The sequence below is a fragment of the Nocardia vaccinii NBRC 15922 genome (assembly GCF_001613305.1).
Classification (GTDB): Bacteria; Actinomycetota; Actinomycetes; order Mycobacteriales; family Mycobacteriaceae; genus Nocardia; species Nocardia vaccinii.
In genome coordinates this window covers 58,584-75,815 of record NZ_BDCC01000017.1, presented here as the reverse complement: position 1 = coordinate 75,815, position 17,232 = coordinate 58,584, and the positions used below count along the sequence as shown (strand labels likewise).

The 17,232-nt window shown below is 70.1% G+C and carries 16 protein-coding genes; 9 read left to right on the top strand and 7 right to left on the bottom strand.

The window, feature by feature from the left end:
• The first annotated feature begins 254 nt into the window (after nt 1-254).
• Together metK and NV1_RS12690 are read left to right on the top strand one after the other, a co-directional pair.
• Nucleotides 255-1,469, top strand: coding sequence for a methionine adenosyltransferase (gene metK / locus NV1_RS12695; protein ID WP_084525330.1), 1,215 nt, complete (start codon nt 255-257; stop codon nt 1,467-1,469).
• Between the two features lie 268 nt (nt 1,470-1,737).
• Complete coding sequence (locus NV1_RS12690; RefSeq protein WP_067890518.1) at nt 1,738-3,918, top strand: primosomal protein N'; 2,181 nt, start codon at nt 1,738-1,740, stop codon at nt 3,916-3,918.
• A gap of 325 nt (nt 3,919-4,243) precedes the next feature.
• Here the strand turns inward: NV1_RS12690 and NV1_RS12685 are convergent, their stop codons facing one another.
• Nucleotides 4,244-5,089, bottom strand: coding sequence for an NAD(P)H-binding protein (locus NV1_RS12685; RefSeq protein WP_067890515.1), 846 nt, complete (start codon nt 5,087-5,089; stop codon nt 4,244-4,246).
• Between the two features lie 75 nt (nt 5,090-5,164).
• On the opposite strand from NV1_RS12685, the gene NV1_RS12680 reads away from it, so the two are divergent.
• The gene (locus NV1_RS12680) at nt 5,165-5,743 is read left to right on the top strand and encodes a TetR/AcrR family transcriptional regulator (RefSeq protein ID WP_067889942.1); all 579 of its coding nucleotides are present in this window, start codon (nt 5,165-5,167) and stop codon (nt 5,741-5,743) included.
• Nucleotides 5,744-5,784: 41 nt separating this feature from the next.
• Here NV1_RS12680 and NV1_RS12675 read toward each other — a convergent pair whose 3' ends face one another.
• The gene (locus tag NV1_RS12675; protein WP_245713691.1) at nt 5,785-6,507 is read right to left on the bottom strand and encodes a TetR/AcrR family transcriptional regulator; all 723 of its coding nucleotides are present in this window, start codon (nt 6,505-6,507) and stop codon (nt 5,785-5,787) included.
• Between the two features lie 66 nt (nt 6,508-6,573).
• Between NV1_RS12675 and NV1_RS12670 the strand changes: the two genes are divergently transcribed.
• The 6 genes from NV1_RS12670 to NV1_RS12645 all read left to right on the top strand — a co-directional run bounded on the left by NV1_RS12670 (nt 6,574) and on the right by NV1_RS12645 (nt 13,473).
• Nucleotides 6,574-8,007, top strand: a complete 1,434-nt coding sequence (locus tag NV1_RS12670; RefSeq protein ID WP_067889937.1) for a carotenoid oxygenase family protein — start codon at nt 6,574-6,576, stop codon at nt 8,005-8,007.
• 97 nt (nt 8,008-8,104) lie between these two features.
• Nucleotides 8,105-8,776: a PadR family transcriptional regulator gene (locus tag NV1_RS12665; RefSeq protein ID WP_373864608.1), complete on the top strand. Its 672-nt coding sequence runs from the start codon at nt 8,105-8,107 to the stop codon at nt 8,774-8,776.
• A 72-nt stretch (nt 8,777-8,848) separates the two neighbouring features.
• Nucleotides 8,849-9,898 carry an esterase/lipase family protein gene (locus NV1_RS12660; protein WP_084525329.1) on the top strand — a complete coding sequence of 350 codons (1,050 nt, stop codon included), beginning with the start codon at nt 8,849-8,851 and terminating at the stop codon, nt 9,896-9,898.
• Nucleotides 9,899-9,965: 67 nt separating this feature from the next.
• Nucleotides 9,966-10,550 carry a peptide deformylase gene (gene def / locus NV1_RS12655; protein ID WP_067889935.1) on the top strand — a complete coding sequence of 195 codons (585 nt, stop codon included), beginning with the start codon at nt 9,966-9,968 and terminating at the stop codon, nt 10,548-10,550.
• Nucleotides 10,550-11,473: a methionyl-tRNA formyltransferase gene (fmt, locus tag NV1_RS12650; protein ID WP_067889933.1), complete on the top strand. Its 924-nt coding sequence runs from the start codon at nt 10,550-10,552 to the stop codon at nt 11,471-11,473. The genes def and fmt overlap by 1 nt, the downstream gene beginning before the upstream one ends.
• A 671-nt stretch (nt 11,474-12,144) precedes the next feature.
• Nucleotides 12,145-13,473, top strand: coding sequence for an RsmB/NOP family class I SAM-dependent RNA methyltransferase (locus tag NV1_RS12645; RefSeq protein ID WP_245713690.1), 1,329 nt, complete (start codon nt 12,145-12,147; stop codon nt 13,471-13,473).
• Nucleotides 13,474-13,519: 46 nt separating this feature from the next.
• Here NV1_RS12645 and NV1_RS12640 read toward each other — a convergent pair whose 3' ends face one another.
• The 5 genes from NV1_RS12640 to NV1_RS12620 form a co-directional block, all read right to left on the bottom strand.
• Nucleotides 13,520-13,762 (bottom strand): ferredoxin, encoded by a 243-nt coding sequence (locus NV1_RS12640; protein WP_067889930.1) that lies wholly within the window; start codon nt 13,760-13,762, stop codon nt 13,520-13,522.
• A gap of 103 nt (nt 13,763-13,865) precedes the next feature.
• Nucleotides 13,866-15,107, bottom strand: a complete 1,242-nt coding sequence (locus tag NV1_RS12635; RefSeq protein ID WP_067889927.1) for an NADH-ubiquinone oxidoreductase-F iron-sulfur binding region domain-containing protein — start codon at nt 15,105-15,107, stop codon at nt 13,866-13,868.
• Entirely contained in the window at nt 15,104-15,673 is a 570-nt protein-coding gene (locus NV1_RS12630) for a ferric reductase-like transmembrane domain-containing protein (protein WP_245713689.1), read from the bottom strand. The genes NV1_RS12635 and NV1_RS12630 overlap by 4 nt, the downstream gene beginning before the upstream one ends.
• A 9-nt stretch (nt 15,674-15,682) precedes the next feature.
• A complete protein-coding gene (locus NV1_RS12625) occupies nt 15,683-16,615 on the bottom strand; it encodes an FAD:protein FMN transferase (protein ID WP_067889922.1) in 933 nt (310 codons plus the stop codon).
• Complete coding sequence (locus tag NV1_RS12620; RefSeq protein WP_157116860.1) at nt 16,612-16,908, bottom strand: hypothetical protein; 297 nt, start codon at nt 16,906-16,908, stop codon at nt 16,612-16,614. The genes NV1_RS12625 and NV1_RS12620 overlap by 4 nt, the downstream gene beginning before the upstream one ends.
• Nucleotides 16,909-17,232: the final 324 nt, after the last annotated feature.

Sequence of the window (17,232 nt, the reverse complement as noted above, 5' to 3'; positions counted from 1 at the left end):
ATTCGGCTTATCCTGCAAGAAGGCATCCGATGCTCCACGGTATCGGGTGCACGGTTTCACCGATCGCCAAAACGGGGCCCTGTGGAGGCGTTGTGGCTGGTGCGGGCGTCTGTGTGACGTCATGCGAGACCCCACTGCGTCGGTGGTTTGGAATAGTCTGAGGCAAAGGCCTCATGACAGCGGGCCGAGCAGCACCGTGATCGCGGTGCTGTCGCGGGCCCGGACGAGAAACCCGTTGAGGGAGAGGGAGAACTGTGCGCACGTCTGGCAGCCGCCTATTCACCAGTGAGTCCGTGACCGAGGGTCATCCGGACAAGATCTGTGACGCCATCAGCGATTCCGTTCTCGACGCTCTGCTCGCGCAGGATCCGCGCAGCCGGGTGGCGGTGGAGACCTTGGTGACCACCGGTCAGGTGCACGTCGCCGGCGAGGTCACCACCGAGGCATACGCCGATATCCCCACGATCGTGCGGGAGAAGGTCCTGGAGATCGGATACGACTCCTCGGCAAAAGGTTTCGACGGTGCCTCCTGCGGTGTGAACATCGCGATCGGCGCGCAGTCGCCGGATATCGCCCAGGGCGTCGACCACTCGCACGAGGCCCGCGTCGGCGGCTCCGACGACGAGATCGAGCGACAGGGCGCCGGTGATCAGGGCTTGATGTTCGGGTATGCCACCAAGGAGACCCCCGAGCTGATGCCGCTGCCCATCGCGCTGGCGCACCGGCTCTCGCGGCGTCTGACCGAGGTGCGCAAGTCGGGTGTGCTGCCGTACCTGCGCCCGGACGGTAAGACCCAGGTGACCATCGAATACGAGGGCGCGCAGCCGGTGCGCCTGGACACGGTGGTGCTGTCCACCCAGCACGCCGCCGATATCGATCTGGACAATCTGCTGGCCCCCGACATCCGCGAGAAGGTGGTGCAGGCGGTGCTGGCCGATCTGGAGCTGCCCAACCCGCTGGACACCTCCGATTTCCGGCTGCTGGTGAACCCGACGGGCAAGTTCGTGCTCGGCGGTCCGATGGGCGATGCGGGTCTGACCGGCCGGAAGATCATCGTGGACACCTACGGTGGTATGGCCAGGCACGGCGGCGGCGCGTTCTCCGGTAAGGATCCGTCGAAGGTGGACCGTTCGGCCGCGTACGCCATGCGCTGGGTCGCCAAGAACGTCGTCGCGGCGGATCTGGCCGAGCGGGTCGAGGTGCAGGTCGCCTACGCCATCGGCAAGGCCGCCCCGGTGGGTCTGTTCGTCGAGACCTTCGGTACCGAGAAGGTCGACCCGAACGCGATCTCCGCGGCCATCGCCGAGGTTTTCGACCTGCGACCGGGCGCCATCATCCGCGACCTGGACCTGCTGCGCCCGATCTACGCACCGACCGCCGCGTACGGCCACTTCGGCCGTACCGACATCGACCTGCCCTGGGAGCGCACTGACCGTGCCGACAAGCTCCGCGCCGCGGCCGGGCTGTAGCCGGTTGGGAGGCTGTGTCGGATGTGTGCCGACAAGCTCCGCGCTGCGGCGGGCCTGTAGGCCGTTGGCAGGCTGTATCGGCCGCGTCGAATCGCGCGTGAGCTCGGTGCGCGCGGTTTGCGGACAGTAATTGTCCGAGGTCAGGGTGCCCGCGGGAGCCGCCAGATCCGCATCCGATGCGGCGGGCGCGGGGAAGCGGCGCGGGAAACGAGCGGAGGCGGCCGCGAACGACGCGGCCGTCTCCCACCCCGTCGCGCGGGTTCTGCCGATGTTGGAACCGGCCCACCTGGATCGTGACTTCGATTATCTGGTTCCGGCCGAGATGGACGAGCTCGCCCAGCCGGGTGTGCGTGTGCGCGTACGCTTTTCGGGCCGCCTGGTCGATGGTTTCCTGCTGGAACGTCTCGAGCGTTCCGACCACACCGGCACTCTGATGCGGCTCGAGCGGGTCGTCTCGGGCGAACGGGTACTCACTCCCGAAATCCTGCGCCTGATCACCGCCGTCGCCGCCCGCTACGCCGGTACCCGGGCCGACGTACTGCGCCTGGCGATTCCACCGAGGCACGCGAGAACCGAAGCGGGACCGGCGCATCCGAAGAAGGGGCGCGCGGCGAAGGAGGAATCCGCTGCGGAAACCGCTCCCGAGATCATGGTCGTGGCGGACCCGGCCACGAGGTTGGATGCGTCGAGCTCTGCCGAGCCCGCTGTCACGAGTGATGCGTCGGCAGAGCACGACTCCGCAGATCCGAATGGCACTGCGGGAATGGATGTTTCGCAACTTCCGGAGTGGTCTCGCTATCGGCACGGGGCCTCGTTCCTGAGTGCGTTGGCAGCGGGAAAGGGGCCGCGGGCGGCGTGGCAGGCCTTGCCGGGGGAGGATTGGGCGCGGCGGCTGGCGGAGATGGCGGCCGTGGTGGCCGAGGGCGGGCGAGGTGTGGTGGTGCTGGTTCCGGATCAGCGGGATCTGGATCGGGTGCTGGCCGCGTGTACGGAACTGGTGGGGGAGGCGGCGGTCGGGTTGGCCGCGGGACTGGGGCCCTCGGCGCGGTATCGGCGGTGGCTGGCGGCGTTGCGGGGTACAGCGCGGATCGTGGTGGGCACGCGCAGTTCGGTGTTCGCGCCGGTACCGGATCTGGGATTGATCGTGATCTGGGACGACGGCGACGACACCTTTGCCGAACCGCGCTCGCCGTATCCGCATGCGCGCGAGGTGGCGATGTTGCGGGCGCACGAGAGCGGTGCGGCCTTTGTCGCGGGGGGCTTCGCGCGGACCGCCGAGATCCAGGCGGTCGTCGACTCCGGGTGGGCGCACGATCTGGTCGCGGACCGGGCCGTGGTGCGGCAGTACGCGCCGCGGATCAGTGCACCGGGGGACAGTGACGTTGCGCTGGAACGGGATCCGGTCGCCCGTGCGGTCCGCATTCCCGCGGTGGCCTTCACCGCGGCCCGCAAGGCGCTCGCTGCCGGAGATCCGGTGCTCGTGCAGGTGCCGCGGCGCGGTTATGTTCCCGCATTGTCGTGTGCGCGGTGCCGTACGCCCGCTCGATGCCGGCACTGCAACGGACCGCTGGCCCTGCCCGGCGAGCCCGCCGCAGCGCGTCCGGCGGGGGAAGTCGCACGCCAGGGTTCCGCGCGGGAACTGGGAGTCGCGTTGTCGCGCAGCCGATCCGAGGAGGTTGCGCACAGTCCCCGGTGTCGCTGGTGTGGCCGGACCGATGCGGCATTCCGCTGTGGCGCCTGCGGTGCGCGGGCATTGCGGGCGGTGGTCATCGGCGCCGCGCGCACCGCGGAGGAACTGGGACGAGCCTTTCCGGGGGTGCCGATCCGGGGTTCCGGCGGTGCGACCGTGCTGGATTCGGTCTCCGAAGGTCCGCAGGTCGTCGTGTCCACCATCGGCGCGGAGCCGAGCGCGCCGGGTGGCTACGGCGTCGCGCTGCTGCTGGACGGCTGGGCACTGCTCGGGCGCGCGGATCTGCGTGCGGCCGAGGATGCGTTGCGGCGCTGGATGTCCGCCGCCGCGCTGGTCCGCTCGACCGGCCAGGTCATCGTGATGGCGGAGCCGTCGCTGCCGACCGTGCAGGCCCTGGTTCGCTGGGACCCGGTGACGCACGCGGAGTTCGAACTGGCGGCGCGGGCGGAGGTCCGCTTCCCGCCCGCGGTCCGCCTGGCCGCCCTCGACGGAACCACCGGCTCGATCGCCGAATTGCTCGGTGAGACACAACTTCCCGACGGTGTGGAGGTGCTCGGCCCGGTGCCGCTCCCGCCCGGGGCTCGCACGCCGTTCTCCGCCGGAGAAGCCCCCGCCGAAATCGAACGGATGATCCTGCGCGCGGACCGGGACCGGGCAACGGCCCTGTCCCGCGCCCTGACCGCGGCCCTCGCCGTCCGCAGCACCCGCCGCTCGGTTGATCCGCTGCGCGTCCAGATCGACCCCATCGACATCGGCTGAGCCCCAACCAATTCGGATTCTTTCCGGATGCTTCCGCCGGGCGGTCGGAGCTGTTCGTCGGCGGCCCGTACCGCGGATGGTCCGGAACGAATCTCGCGCGTCGACCGTGCCCCCTGTCCGGATGCGTCGACGGGTGGCCGCAGATCGAGATGATTCGTCGGACGGGCGGGGGAGCGCGGGCGGCGAGCGGCCGGATGCCGAGGGCTACAACGTCGATTCTGCCTCGTTGCCCCGTCCACGCCGCGGCAGTGACTCGACGGGCGCATCTACCGAGTTCGGTTTCCGCGGGGCCTGCCGTGGTTCGGTGTGAGCGGCGGGGGGACGGTCAGCGGAAGATCTCCGCGTGCCGGGTCGCCCAGGCGGTGAACGGTGTGGCGCGGCGGCCGAGGATTTTCTCGACGTCGGGGCTGACCTGCCGTTCGTCGGCGGTGGGCGTGCCCAGGATGGACAGCGTGACCTCCGCGACGGGTTCGGGCATGTAGTCGGTCATCGCCGAGAACGCCTGGGCACGAGTGAGTTCGTGGAAGGTGATCGCCTCGTCGAGCGCCCCGGACAGGATGCGGACCTGTTCGCGTGGGGAGATGGGTTCGGGGCCGGTGAGGGTGTACGCGTGTCCGGCGTGCGCGTCCGAACGGAGTGCGGCGGCGGCGACCTCGGCGATATCGGACGGATCGACCTGTGGCAGCGCGATATCACCGAACGGCCAGTGCACGGCACGCTGAGCGCGGACCGACTCGATCCAGGCGAAGGTGTTCGAGAAGAATCCGCCCGGACGCAGGACCGTCCAGGCCAGTCCCGAATCCCGCAGCGCCGCTTCGAAAGCGGTGATGCGCGGGGCCGCGGGGTTGCCGGGCCGGGTTCGCGCCGACTGTGAACCCAGCAGTACGACCTTGCCGATTCCGGCTCGCTCGATCGCGCGCAGCACATCGGCGGGCGGCGGCCCGGCCACGCCCTGCTCCCCGGACAGCAGCAGGAACAGCGCATCGCCGCCGTCGGCGGCGGTCGCGAGCCCGTCGGGATCGGACAGATCGGCACGCCGATACTCGACTCCCTGCTGAGGGTGGCTCTGCTTCTCGCCCCGGGAGATCGCCACCACCTTCTCGCCCTGCGTCACCAAGGTCCGTACGAGCGCATCGCCGACATTGCCGGTCGCTCCGGTCACCACGATCATCGACATCTCCTAAGTTAGTTGTCTAACTAATAGCACGATACGGCTCCTGACGGGTTGTTGTCTATAGTTAGTTGTGTGACTGACTCAGTCGAGCCGAAGCGGGTCGGCAAGAGGGAACGGCTTGCCGCGGCCGCCGCGCGCATCTTCCACGAGCAGGGTGTGGAGAAGACGACCATCGCCGACATCGCGCGCGCAGCGGACGTGCCGGTCGGCAATGTCTACTACTACTTCAAGACCAAGGATCAGCTCGTACGCGCGGCCATCGGCGCCCACGCGCAGGGCCTGCGCACCGTGATCGCGGAACTCGAACAGCATCGATCCCCGGCCGACCGGCTCAAGGAGCTCGTTCGGGGGTGGGTCGGCGGGCGCGACCTCGCGGCCCGATTCGGTTGCCCCTCGGGGACTCTGGCCGCCGAACTGGACAAGCGTGACGACGGTCTGGATCGCGAGCTGGCCGTGGTGATGCGGAGTCTGATCGATTGGGTGCGGGAGCAGTTCGCGGCGATGGGCCGCCCCGACGCGGCCGAATTGGCGGTGGCGCTGGTTGCTGCCTATCAGGGAATCTCGCTGCTCACCAACACTTTTCGCGATCCGGATCTGATGGTGGCCGAGGGGCGGCGGCTGGAGAACTGGATCGATTCGCTGGCGGCCTGACCGGACGGCCGGCGTTCCGCCAGGCGCCTGGCCCCCGGCCCTTATTCGGTTGCGTCGCCACCGGGTTCGAGAACGAGTCCGAGGGTCTCGGTGATCGTCCGCAGGGCGCGCTGCATCGAGCGGTTCAGTTCCGCTGTGTCGCTGCCCATTCCGATCAGCAGGTCCACGGTCGCGGGACCGAGTACGGCGGTCAGGGCCTGACCCTGGGTGCCGAGATGTCCGGTCAGTTCGAGCAGGACGACGCCGTGAATCAGTCCCCACAGCCGCGCGGCGACCTGCCGGGGCGGATCCGCGCGGATGCGTCCGGCGTCGATCATCCGCTGCACGACCGCGACGAGTTGCTGATACGTCGCGATATCGGTGCCCTTCTTCAGGGGTTCGGCGGTGAAGTCGTGGATCGAGCCGGTGTGCAGTGAGGTGAGGCCGAACATCAGCCGATACCGCTGCGGGCTGGCGAGGGCGTACTGCCGATAGGCCGCGCCCATCACGAGGAAATCGGCCGCCGGGTCCTCGGTCGGCGCGACCGCGCCCAGCGCCGCGCCGAACTGGATGAACGCCTCGGTGACGATGGCCGCGACCAGTCCGGGCATGCCCTCGAAGTGGGTGTAGACGGCCATTGTCGAGGTGCCCGCCGCCGCGGCGACCCGGCGCGCCTGCAACGCCTCGGGGCCGACCTCCTCGAGCAGCCGCATTCCGGACTCGATCAGTTGTTCGCGCATCTGCGCGCCCGTCCGCCGATTCGATTGGCGGGGATGAGAACTCACTGTTGCCACACCTCCATAACAAGGTTATTCTAGTCTATATAACGCTGTTATAGCCAGGAGCCTCGCATGGGAAATCGCTATCTCGAGGGCGGCTTCGCGCCGCTCCAGCAGGAATTCACACTTACGGATCTGCCGGTGACCGGCACGATCCCGGATCATCTCGACGGCAGATATCTGCGCAACGGCCCGAATCCGGCCGGTGAACTGGATCCGGAGCTCTACCACTGGTTCCGGGGCGATGGCATGGTGCACGGCCTGCGCCTGCGCGATGGCCGCGCCGAGTGGTACCGCAATCGCTGGGTGCGTGGTCCGGGCACCTCGGCCGCACTCGGCGAGAAGCCGCTCGCGGGCATGCCGGCCGCCGGAGGGGAGGGGCCGAATACGAACGTGATCGCGGTCGCCGGGCGGACGGTGGCCATCGTCGAGGGCGGCAGTGCGGCGTACGAACTCACCGATGAGCTCGACACCGTGGGCCCCTGCGATTTCGACGGCACGCTGACCGGGGGATATACGGCACATCCCAAGCGTGATCCGGTTACCGGCGAGCTGCATGCGGTGTCGTATTCGTTCCAGCGCGGAAACCGGGTGCAGTACTCGGTGATCGGCGTCGACGGCCGGGCGCGCCGCGCGGTGGACATCGAGGTCGGCGGTTCGCCGATGATGCACGATTTCTCGCTCACCGAGAATCATGTGGTGTTCTACGACCTGCCGGTCACCTTCGATACGCGGATCGCCGCGGAGATGACCGTGCCGCGGAGTCTGCGACTTCCGGCCCGGCTGATGCTCTCGGCGATGGTCGGCCGGGTGCGAGTGCCGACCCCGCCGACGCCGAATTCGCCGAGGCCCGCGCGCGATCGGCGAATGCCCTACAGCTGGAATCCGAAATATCCGGCCCGCATCGGGGTGATGCCGCGCGCCGGCGCTTCGGCGGACGTGCGGTGGTTCGACATCGAACCGTGCTACGTGTTCCACCCGATGAACGCCTATGACGACGACGGCGTGATCGTGCTGGACGTGGTCCGCTACGACACGATGTTCGAGGAGGGGCATCGCGGTCCGTCCGGGCGCTCGGCCCTGGATCGCTGGGAGGTCGACCTGAACGCGGGCAAGGTCCGGCAGTCTCGCCTGGACGATCGCCCGCAGGAGTTCCCCCGCGTGGACGAGCGTCTCGTGGGGCGGCCACACCGGTACGGCTACGCGCCCGCGGTCGGGCGTGATCTGGAGGCCGGCGCGACGCTGTACAAGCACGATCTGCGTACCGGCAATACCGCCGAACGTTCCTTCGGTACCGGAAAAGGGTTGGGGGAGTTCGTCTTCGAACCCGCGTCGCCGGACGCGGCCGAGGACGAGGGTGTGCTGATGGGCTTCGTCCACGACGCGCCGACCGATCGGAGCGAGCTGCTCGTTCTCGATGCCGGAACCCTGGAGACGGTGGCGAGTATCGCGCTGCCACATCGGGTGCCCGCCGGATTCCATGGCAACTGGATCCCCTCGAACTGAGCGAAGGCTGGTTCGTGCCTCGTCCCACACTTGTCAAAGATGCATTGTCGATATATCGTCGAATATGTAATCGAAGAACAAGCCCGAGGAGGCAGCCATGGAGAACATGGAGAACATGAATATGCGCGGTCGCCGCGGCGGCCCGCGTCCCGGCGATCGTCGATGGGAGGGCCGTGGCCCGGGTGGTCGCGAGCACTACCGTCGGCGCCCGCACGGCGGGCCCGGCTTCGGTCCGGAATTCGGTCCGTTCGGCGGCGATTTCGGGCCGGGCTTCGGCCGCGGTTTCGGTCGTGGCCGCGGTCGCGGCGGGCGGGGCCGGCGCGGTGATGTGCGCGCGGCGATCCTGCTGCTGCTGCGCGACCGTCCCATGCACGGCTACGAACTCATCCAGCAGATCCGCGAACGGAGTGGGGACGTCTGGCGGCCCAGCCCGGGGTCGATCTACCCGGCGCTGTCGCAGCTCGAGGACGAGGGTCTGGTGCTGATCGACAAGGTGGCCGGCCGTAAGACCGCCAAGCTCACCGAGTCCGGCGACGAATACGTCCAGCAGCACGCGGATGAACTCGGCGATCCCTGGCAGGAGGTCCGCGACGGTGTCGGGGATCAGGCCCTGGATCTGCGCGAACTCGTCGGTCAGCTGATGGGGGCGGTCGCGCAGGTAGCTCGCGCGGGCACCGCGGAGCAGGCGGGCAAGGCCGCCGAGGTGCTCACCGAGGCGCGTCGCTCGCTGTACCGGATCCTCGCCGACGACGAGACCGGCCAGAAGTGAATCGCTGTATCGGGCCGGTGAAATGCTGCGCCGCAGCACCGATTCCCGGCCCGGGTGCGCAATGATCGAAATATGGAACGATGCGGGCCCCGCATTGATCGGGGCTGGTCACGACGGTCGGGACGGGCGCGCCGGGGGAGCCGATCGCGCCGGGCGGTCGCGGCGGCGGCACTGGCGGGTGCGCTGATCCTCGGGATCGGCGCCCCCGGTTGGGCCGATCCGCCGCCGCCCGGATATCGACCGCCCGTCGTCCGGACGCTGCCGGGGCTGCCGCAAAAAGACCACCTGGGCGCGGTGCGTTATCAGAAGGCCCATCCCGGCGTCACTCCGGCGGGCACCAACGACTTCGGCTGCCGGCCCACCGCCGAACATCCGCGCCCGGTCATCCTGGCGCACGGCACCGATGCCACGGCCTATACCGATTGGGCGGCGATCGGCCCGCAGTTGGCCCGGGCCGGATTCTGTGTCTTCGCGCCGAATTACGGCGGTAGGCCCGGGGCGAATTCCTACGGCACCGAGGATCTGTGGATGTCTTCCTGGCAGATCGGCGAATTCGTCGATCAGGTGCTGACCGCGACCGGTGCGTCGAAGGTCGACCTGGTCGGATTTTCGCAGGGCGCCAACGTGACTCGGTACTACATCGACAAGCTCGCCGGCGCGTCCAAGGTGGGGCAGTGGGTCGGTATCGCCTCACCGACGAACGGCGGGACGATGTACGGGCTGGTCGCGCTGGCCGACGCGCTGCCCGGACTGTGGCCGATCTACCAGGATCTGACCTCGCTGGCCGTGATTCAGCAAGCCGCGGGCTCGCCGTTCATCCGGCGGTTGAACGAGGGCGGTGACACCGTGCCGGGAGTGCGGTACACCACGATCATCAGCCGCGTGGACGAGATGATCCAGCCCTATCGCAGCATGGAATTGCGCGGACCGGGCGCGCGCAATCTCGTCCTGCAGGATCTGTGCCCGGTCGATCTGACCGGGCATTTCCATTCGGTGTACGACCCGTACGTGCAACAGTTGCTGCGCAATGTGCTGGATCCGGCGCACGCCATTCCGCCGGCGTGCCGGTATGTGCCGCTGGGTACCGAAATTCCCGAGGTGATCCTGGGCGCGTACACCTGAGCGGGGCGTGCCGGGAGCATCCGTAAAATGAGGCGACCGCATTCTTTCATCGCCTCGGGGAGTTACCGTGACCGTCCAGCCCGTTCGCCTGTTCGGCGACCCCGTCCTGCGCGCCCGCGCGGACGAGGCCACCTCCTTCGATCGGGAGCTGCGTCAACTGGTGACCGACCTGACCGACACCATGCAGGCCAGCGGTGGCGTCGGGATGGCGGCGCCGCAGATCGGCGTCGGCCTGCGGGTGTTCGTCTACGACACGGTGGATGCGTCCCGCGCCGGGACGCCGCGTGCCGGACATCTGATCAACCCCTCCTACGAGGTGCTCGGGGACGAGGAGCAGACCGGTGCGGAGGGTTGCCTGTCGATTCCGGGACTGCGCTACGACGTGACTCGATCGCTGCGAGTGCGGGCGCGGGGGGTCGATGTGGACGGCGCACCGGTGGAATTCGAGGCCGAGGGGCTGTTGGCGCGCTGCGTGCAGCACGAATCCGATCACCTCGACGGCGTGCTGTACCTCGACCGGCTCGACCCCGCGGCACGCAAGGCGGCGCTGCGCGCGGTGCGCGGGTCCGAATGGTTCGGCGCGGGCAAGACCGTCATGTCGGCGGCCGAGGTGGCCGGGGCCCGTGTGGCCTCGGCGGGACAGGGGGACTGATGCGGCTGGTCTTCGCCGGAACGCCCGAGCCCGCGGTGCCCTCGCTGCGGCGGCTGCTCGAATCCACGCGACACGAGGTCGTCGCGGTGGTGACCCGTCCGGACGCGGTCGCCGGACGTGGGCGCAAGGTCTCGCGTTCGCCGATCGGCCGCCTGGCCGACGAGCACGGTATTCCGGTGCTCACCCCGAACAAACCGGCGGATCCCGAATTCGTCGCGCGCCTGACCGAATTGGCCCCGGACTGCTGCCCGGTGGTGGCCTACGGCGCGCTGCTGCCGCAGCAGGTGCTCGACATCCCGCGGCACGGCTGGGTGAATCTGCACTTCTCGCTGCTGCCCGCCTGGCGTGGCGCCGCGCCGGTGCAGGCCGCGATTCTGGCCGGGGACGAGATCACCGGCGCGTGCACCTTCCGCATCGAGAAGGGGCTGGACACCGGGCCCGTCTTCGGGGTGATCACCGAGCAGATCGGGGTCGCCGACACCGCGGGGACCTTGCTCGAGCGTCTCGCCGAATCCGGTGCGCGACTGCTGGATTCGACCATGGACGGGATCGAGGACGGTGTGCTGCAGGCCGTTCCGCAGGCCGCCGAGGGCGTATCGTACGCACCGAAGGTCGATGTGCAGGCCGCGCACGTGCGCTGGGATCAACCCGCGCTGGCGGTGAACCGGCGCATCCGCTCGGTCACGCCCGCGCCTGGTGCGTGGACCGAAATCGGCGGTAAGCGAATCAAACTCGGCCCCGTCGAACTGGTCGAGGAAGAGCTCCCGCCGCGCGTGATCGAGGTCCGCAAATCAGGTGTCTTCGTCGGCACCGCCACGACCGCGGTCCGCCTGGACCAGATCCAACCCCCGGGTAAACGCATGATGTCCGCCCTCGACTGGGCCCGCGGCGCACGTCTCGAACCCGGCGCGGTGATCGGATGACCCGCCCGAAGCGGGACGGGAACGACGACACGCCGGGCTCGCCCGGTCGGCGCGAGACCGCAGCGGGTGGTCCACGGGGTTCGCGGGGCGATGGTTCGCGTGATGACGCCGGTGCCGGACGTCAGAGGCGTGCGAACGACGGTGTGCGTCAAGGGGATTCGCAGCGCCACGGGGCCAGGCGAGGTGCAGGTGGCCGGGGCGAGCGCAGTGGCGGATATCGGGCGGACGACGCGCGCCGAGGCGGTGACGACCCGAGCCGGACCGATCGGGACCGTCCGGGGTCGCGGCGAGCGGGGGAGCCGAGGTCGTCGGATCGGGCGTCGAACGCACGTGATCGCGCCGATAACGGTGCGCACCAGCAGGATTCGGGACGCAGCTCCGGCGCGCCAGGGTACGCGGGCGGACGCGGGCCGGGCCGGGGTACCGCTGATCAGCGTGGGCGCGGGGTTGTCGGTGGCGACCGGTCGGACCCGCGGGGTGCAGGTGGGTCGGGCCGGGGGGCCGCTGGTCAGCGTGAGCGCGGCGGCGATCCGACGTCGCAGGGCGGTGCGCGGGGGCAGCAGAGTCGTGGTCGGGGACCCGGCCGGTCCGAAGGGGGCGGCCGGGCGGCAGGGCGTGACGGCGGGTCTGCGGGGCGGTCGCGTCGGCAGGGCGGGCGCAAGCCCGGGGTGGTGGACGCCCCGCGGGAGGTGGCGCGAGATGTCCTGCGCGCGGTGCGGGAGCGGGATGCGTATGCGAATCTCGTCTTGCCCGCGATGCTTCGGGAGCGGCGGGTGTCTGGGCGGGATGCGGCGTTCGCGACCGAGTTGGCGTACGGCGCGTCCCGGTCGATCGGGATGCTGGACGCGGTGATCGAGGCCTGCGCGGGGCGGGCGGTCGAGCATATCGACGGACCGTTGCTGGATGTGCTGCGTCTGGGCGTGTATCAGTTGTTGCGGACACGGGTCGGCGCGCATGCCGCGGTGGATACGTCGGTGGAGTTGGTTCGGGCCGAATCCGGTTCCGGCAAGGCGGGTTTCGTGAATGCCGTGCTGCGCCGGGCGGGTGAGCGGGATCAGCAGGGGTGGGTGGATGCGCTCGCGCCGCGCGATCCGGTGGGACATATGGCTTTCGAGTACGCGCATCCGATGTGGATCGCGCAGGCCTTCGCCGATGCGCTCGGCGCGTCGGCAGGGGAGTTGCGTGAGCTGCTGGCCGCCGACGACGAACGTCCGGCGGTGCATCTGGTGGCCCGGCCCGGTGCGATCACCGCCGAGGAGTTGGCGCTGGTGACCGGTGGTGAGCCGGGGCGTTGGTCGCCCTACGCGGTCTATCTGGACGGCGGCGATCCCGGCGCGCTGGAACCGGTGCGCGAGGGGCTGGCCGGTGTGCAGGACGAGGGCAGTCAGTTGGTGGCGCTCGCACTCACCCGCGCGGAACTGCTCGGTCCGGACAACGGCCGGTGGCTCGACCTGTGCGCGGGGCCCGGCGGCAAGGCCGCGTTGCTGGGATCCCTGGCCGATATCGACGGCTACCGGGTCGACGCGGTCGAACCCGCCGAGCACCGGGCCGAACTGGTGCGCACGGCGACCCGCGACTTGCCGGTGACCGTCCACGTCGCGGACGGCCGGGACAGCGGGCTCACCCCGGGCTACGACCGCATCCTGGTCGACGCGCCCTGTACCGGCCTTGGCGCGCTGCGCCGACGCCCGGAGGCGCGCTGGCGACGCACCCCGGCCGATGTGCGCGAGCTCACCGTTCTGCAACGCGAATTGCTCACCGCCGCATGGGATCTGCTGCGGCCGGGCGGCGTCGTGGTGTACTCGACCTGCTCGCCGCACCTGCCCGAAACGGTCGCGGTGGTCGGCGATGTCGTGCGCCGCACCGGCGCCGAGGAACTCGACAGCCGCCCGCTGCTGCCCGGTGTCACGGACCTCGGCGACGGTCCCGCCGCACAACTGTGGCCGCACCGCCACGGCACCGATGCGATGTTCCTGGCCGCCCTGCGCAAACCCCTGTGACCGGGGCCGGAGGATCCCCCGACGCGTGGAATCCTCCGGCCCTCGATCAGCTCCGCCGCATCCGGTCCAGTCTCAGCGCGAGCCGCGGGCACAGATCGACGGCATCACGAGCGCCGGCGATCCGATCCGCCCCGACGATCGGATCCCGATGGTCGCGAGTGAGCGGATATCCCCAATCATCGCGCGCGAGGACGTCCGGGAGTAGTTCATTGCACACACCCCGCCCGTCGCAACGCGTCCAGTCGATATGTAATCGCCACTCGCTCCGATCTTCTCCGGCGCGGCTCATGAGCGTGCGCCGTTCTCGACGTTCGATACCGTGCGGGTCCGCCGGGTGTCGCGCGGGGCGATGTGGTCCGTGCCGGCCGGGCGGTGATTCATCGCGATACGGGTCATGACCGTGCTCCGATCGTCGTCTCGGTGATCTGGCATCGGCCGTGCGGGTGCAGCGTGACGTCCCGGGCGAAGACGCCGAGTGCCGAGCGGACCAGCCGGGCGGTGCCGTCCGGGTGTGCGCACGCGCCGCGGCCGTCGACGAGGTCGGTGAGGCGGGCGATCTCGTGCGGATCGACCGGCTGTCCCTCGGCGAGTGCGGTGAATATCGCGGCGATCGCGGGCAGGCCGTTGCGGCACGGGCCGCACTGACCGGCGCTCTGGGCAGCGAGGTAAGCGATGATTTCGGCTGATGCTCGCAGGCCGCATTCGGCCCGGGAGAGCACCCGCACGATGCCCGCGCCGGGCGAGGCGCGCAGGGGGCGCAGCGCGGCGGCCGAGAGAGCGGCCCGGCCCAGGGCGGCCGCGGGGATCCAGCTGCCGTGGTATCCGCCGATGAGCACGGCGCGCACGGTGCTCGGATCGGTCCGGCCGTGCCGGGCGATCAGGTCGAGCAGCGGGATTCCGAGCGGTACCTCGACAACGCCGGTCGCGGCGGTTCCGGAGAGGGTGACCAGCATGGTGCCGGGTTCCTCCGGGGTGCCCGCGCTGCGGAACCACCGCGGTCCGTAGCGGGCGATGAGGGCGAGGTGCGCCAGGGTCTCGACATTGTGCACCAGTGTCGGGCGACCCCGTAAACCAGCGTGTGAGGTGCTGACCAGCTGATCCCCGGGCAGGGCGGGCGATCCCGCGATCCGGTTGATCACCGCGGTCTTCTCCCCGGACAGGAACGTCTCCGCCGACGCGGTGAGCCTGACGGTTCGGCGGTCGTATCCGCCGGCCCGGCGCTCCTCCAGCGCGCGATGCACACCGTCGAGTGCGGACGCGGGCGCGTAGAGGTGGCATTCCCGAGCGCCGACGGCCTCCGCTGCGACGCCGAGGCCGTCCAGCACCAGATGCGGTGCGCGGGACAGTAATACGGCATCCTTGCTACTGGCCGGCTCGCCCTCGGCGGCATTGGCGATGACGACGGCTCGGCGTCCCGCCGCGACCGCGGCGAGTTTGCGCGCGGCCGGGAAGGCGGCCCCGCCGCGGCCGGACAACCCGGAGGCGGCCACGGCGTCGAGGAATTCGACGCTCCCGGCTGTGGTCGGCCTCGAGCCGAAACACCTTGTATGTGAGGACAATTCAGGGCCCGAGAGCAGTAGCCGCCGAACGCCGGTCGGCGCCGCGGGCTCGATGGTCGCGGTCGTGGTGCTCATCGCGCACTCCTTCGCTGTATCCGTCCGAATTCGGTGAAATCCGCCGCGGTCCGCCAGGTCACGGCGGCGGCGACGGCGAGAACGCAGATCCCGGCGATGGTGAGCATCCACGGGCGCGTCGCGTCGGTGCCGGTCCCCAGCGCGTGGATCAATGCCACCGGCCACAAACCGTATGCGGCCCAGTGGATCCGGCGGAACGTCCGCGGGCCGAGCCGGTGCCGCAGCAGCGCCGAGACGACCACCGCGACGAGCAGATCGACCGCGACGGTGCCCAGTCCCATCCACACCGGTCGGTAATCCGCGGCGAAGGGCACCACGATGTCGATCAGCCGCAACTGTGCGTCGGGATCGGCGAGCAGGCTCAGCACGTGGATGCTGACGAGCGTGCAGGCGATGAGCGACGCGCCGCGATGCAGATCGGCGATCGCGCTGCGGGGCAACGCGATCGCACGTCCCGAGCGCGCCGCGATGCCGACGACGACCGCGACGGTCAGCACGACCAGCGCGGCGACTCCGCTGCCGCGCCCGAAGGCCCACAGCGCCTGGGCCATTGCCGTATCTCCCATGATGTCCCCCTACCGTTCCGCGGGCCAGCCGCCGAGGGTGGTGATCCGCCCGTCGCGGTCGACCAGCCGCGCGGGCGATCCGGATAGCTGCAGTGGCCCGAGCGCGTCGCGTCCGCGCACCACGGCCGCGGTGGCGGCCGCATTGGCCGTCAGGCAGTCGTTCGCGACGACCGAGACTGTGCGCCAAATGTTTTCGGCGGCGATGCCAGTTCGCGGATCGACGATGTGATGGACCAGATGACCGCCGCGCTTCCACTGCCGCCGCAACGTGCTGGAGGTGGCCAGCGCCGCGCCCGCGGGCAGGCTGATCCGGCAGCCGGGCTCGCCCGGACCGTCGCGAACCTCGATCTGCCAGCCGCCCGCGGGCGCCGCCCCCGCGGTGGCGATATCACCGCCGAGGCTGACCAGCGTCCCGCAGCCGAAACGATCGGCGACCAGCTGCGCACACCGGTCGGCCGCGATCGCCTTGGCGGTGGCGCCCAGGTCCAGCCGGACACCGCGCGGCACCGTCACGGTCCGCTCGTCGAGCAACACCGTCGTCCAGTCCGTGCGCGGGGTGAAGACCACCTGGATCGGCTCCGCCGTGTCCGTGCCCGCGACGAGCGCGTAATCCCGGTCGTAACCCAGTCGCGCGAGCGCCGCGCCGATCGTGGGATCCACGTCTCCCGCGGTGTCCTCGGCCACCGCGAGCGCCGCGTGCAGGTACTCCGCGAGCAGGGGGCCGACGGCGGCCGGCCGGCCCTGCCGCGCATTCAGCCCGCTGAGCTCGGAATCGTCACGGAACCGGCTGCAGGCGCGATCGACGGCGTCGAGGTATTCGCACACCGCCTCCCGGGCGCTGTCGAGATCTGCGGGATCGGTCACCACCAGCCGGGCCTGGGTACTCCACACCGGCCAGTCGGCCGCCGCGGTGCGGTCCGGCTCGAGCGTCGGCGCGGTCATGATCCGGCCGATCGCGCGTGCGCGTCGCCCGAGCCGGTCCCGATCTGCGGGACGGTTCCGGTTCCCGACGAGGTGCCGGAATCGTCGGAGGAGACGCCGTTCCGGGTCGTGCTCGTACTGCTGTCACCGCTGGTGGTACCGCTGTTGCTGCTGCTCGTACCGGTGCTCGCGGTCGCGGCGTGGGTGTCCGTGTAGGCCAGTGCCGCCGCGCCGATGGTTCCGGCGACGCCGAGTGCCGCCAGTATCCGGGTCGCGGTGCGGCCGGCCCGCCGGCCGGGATCCGATGACGCCATGGCATTCCTGTTCGCTCGTGCGAGCGCACTGTCGGCTCGCGTTCCACCGAGCATCCGGGCCGTCGCTGTGAACGCCATGAGAATTCATCGGGTGCCGCCTGTGTGAGCTGATCGCCGGCAAATACTCGACGACCGGAGAACCCTCCACCGCAACTATTCCGACGACCTGGGACAATAGGCCCGGCGAATCGGGACGATTCGTCCGGCAGGGACTGCCCGCCCCGGTGAGTGGGGGAGGTGAACGGAAGCGTTGCGTTTGCGCACCGGTAACCCTGACGTGAGACAACGGGTTGCGCGCGCTCGGCGCCGATCCGGAAAGGTGGA

Bases quoted from the DNA above. Each gene is read 5' to 3' on its own strand.
- NV1_RS12630 (WP_245713689.1), bottom strand. From the start codon at position 15,673: ATGGGAGATACGGCAATGGCCCAGGCGCTGTGGGCCTTCGGGCGCGGC.
- NV1_RS12625 (WP_067889922.1), bottom strand. From the start codon at position 16,615: ATGACCGCGCCGACGCTCGAGCCGGACCGCACCGCGGCGGCCGACTGG.
- NV1_RS12670 (WP_067889937.1), top strand. From the start codon at position 6,574: ATGGGAAATCGCTATCTCGAGGGCGGCTTCGCGCCGCTCCAGCAGGAA.
- NV1_RS12660 (WP_084525329.1), top strand. From the start codon at position 8,849: ATGGAACGATGCGGGCCCCGCATTGATCGGGGCTGGTCACGACGGTCG.
- NV1_RS12690 (WP_067890518.1), top strand. From the start codon at position 1,738: ATGTTGGAACCGGCCCACCTGGATCGTGACTTCGATTATCTGGTTCCG.
- NV1_RS12635 (WP_067889927.1), bottom strand. From the start codon at position 15,107: ATGAGCACCACGACCGCGACCATCGAGCCCGCGGCGCCGACCGGCGTT.
- NV1_RS12665 (WP_373864608.1), top strand. From the start codon at position 8,105: ATGGAGAACATGGAGAACATGAATATGCGCGGTCGCCGCGGCGGCCCG.
- NV1_RS12685 (WP_067890515.1), bottom strand. From the start codon at position 5,089: ATGATCGTGGTGACCGGAGCGACCGGCAATGTCGGCGATGCGCTCGTA.
- fmt (WP_067889933.1), top strand. From the start codon at position 10,550: ATGCGGCTGGTCTTCGCCGGAACGCCCGAGCCCGCGGTGCCCTCGCTG.
- NV1_RS12620 (WP_157116860.1), bottom strand. From the start codon at position 16,908: ATGGCGTCATCGGATCCCGGCCGGCGGGCCGGCCGCACCGCGACCCGG.
- NV1_RS12640 (WP_067889930.1), bottom strand. From the start codon at position 13,762: ATGAGCCGCGCCGGAGAAGATCGGAGCGAGTGGCGATTACATATCGAC.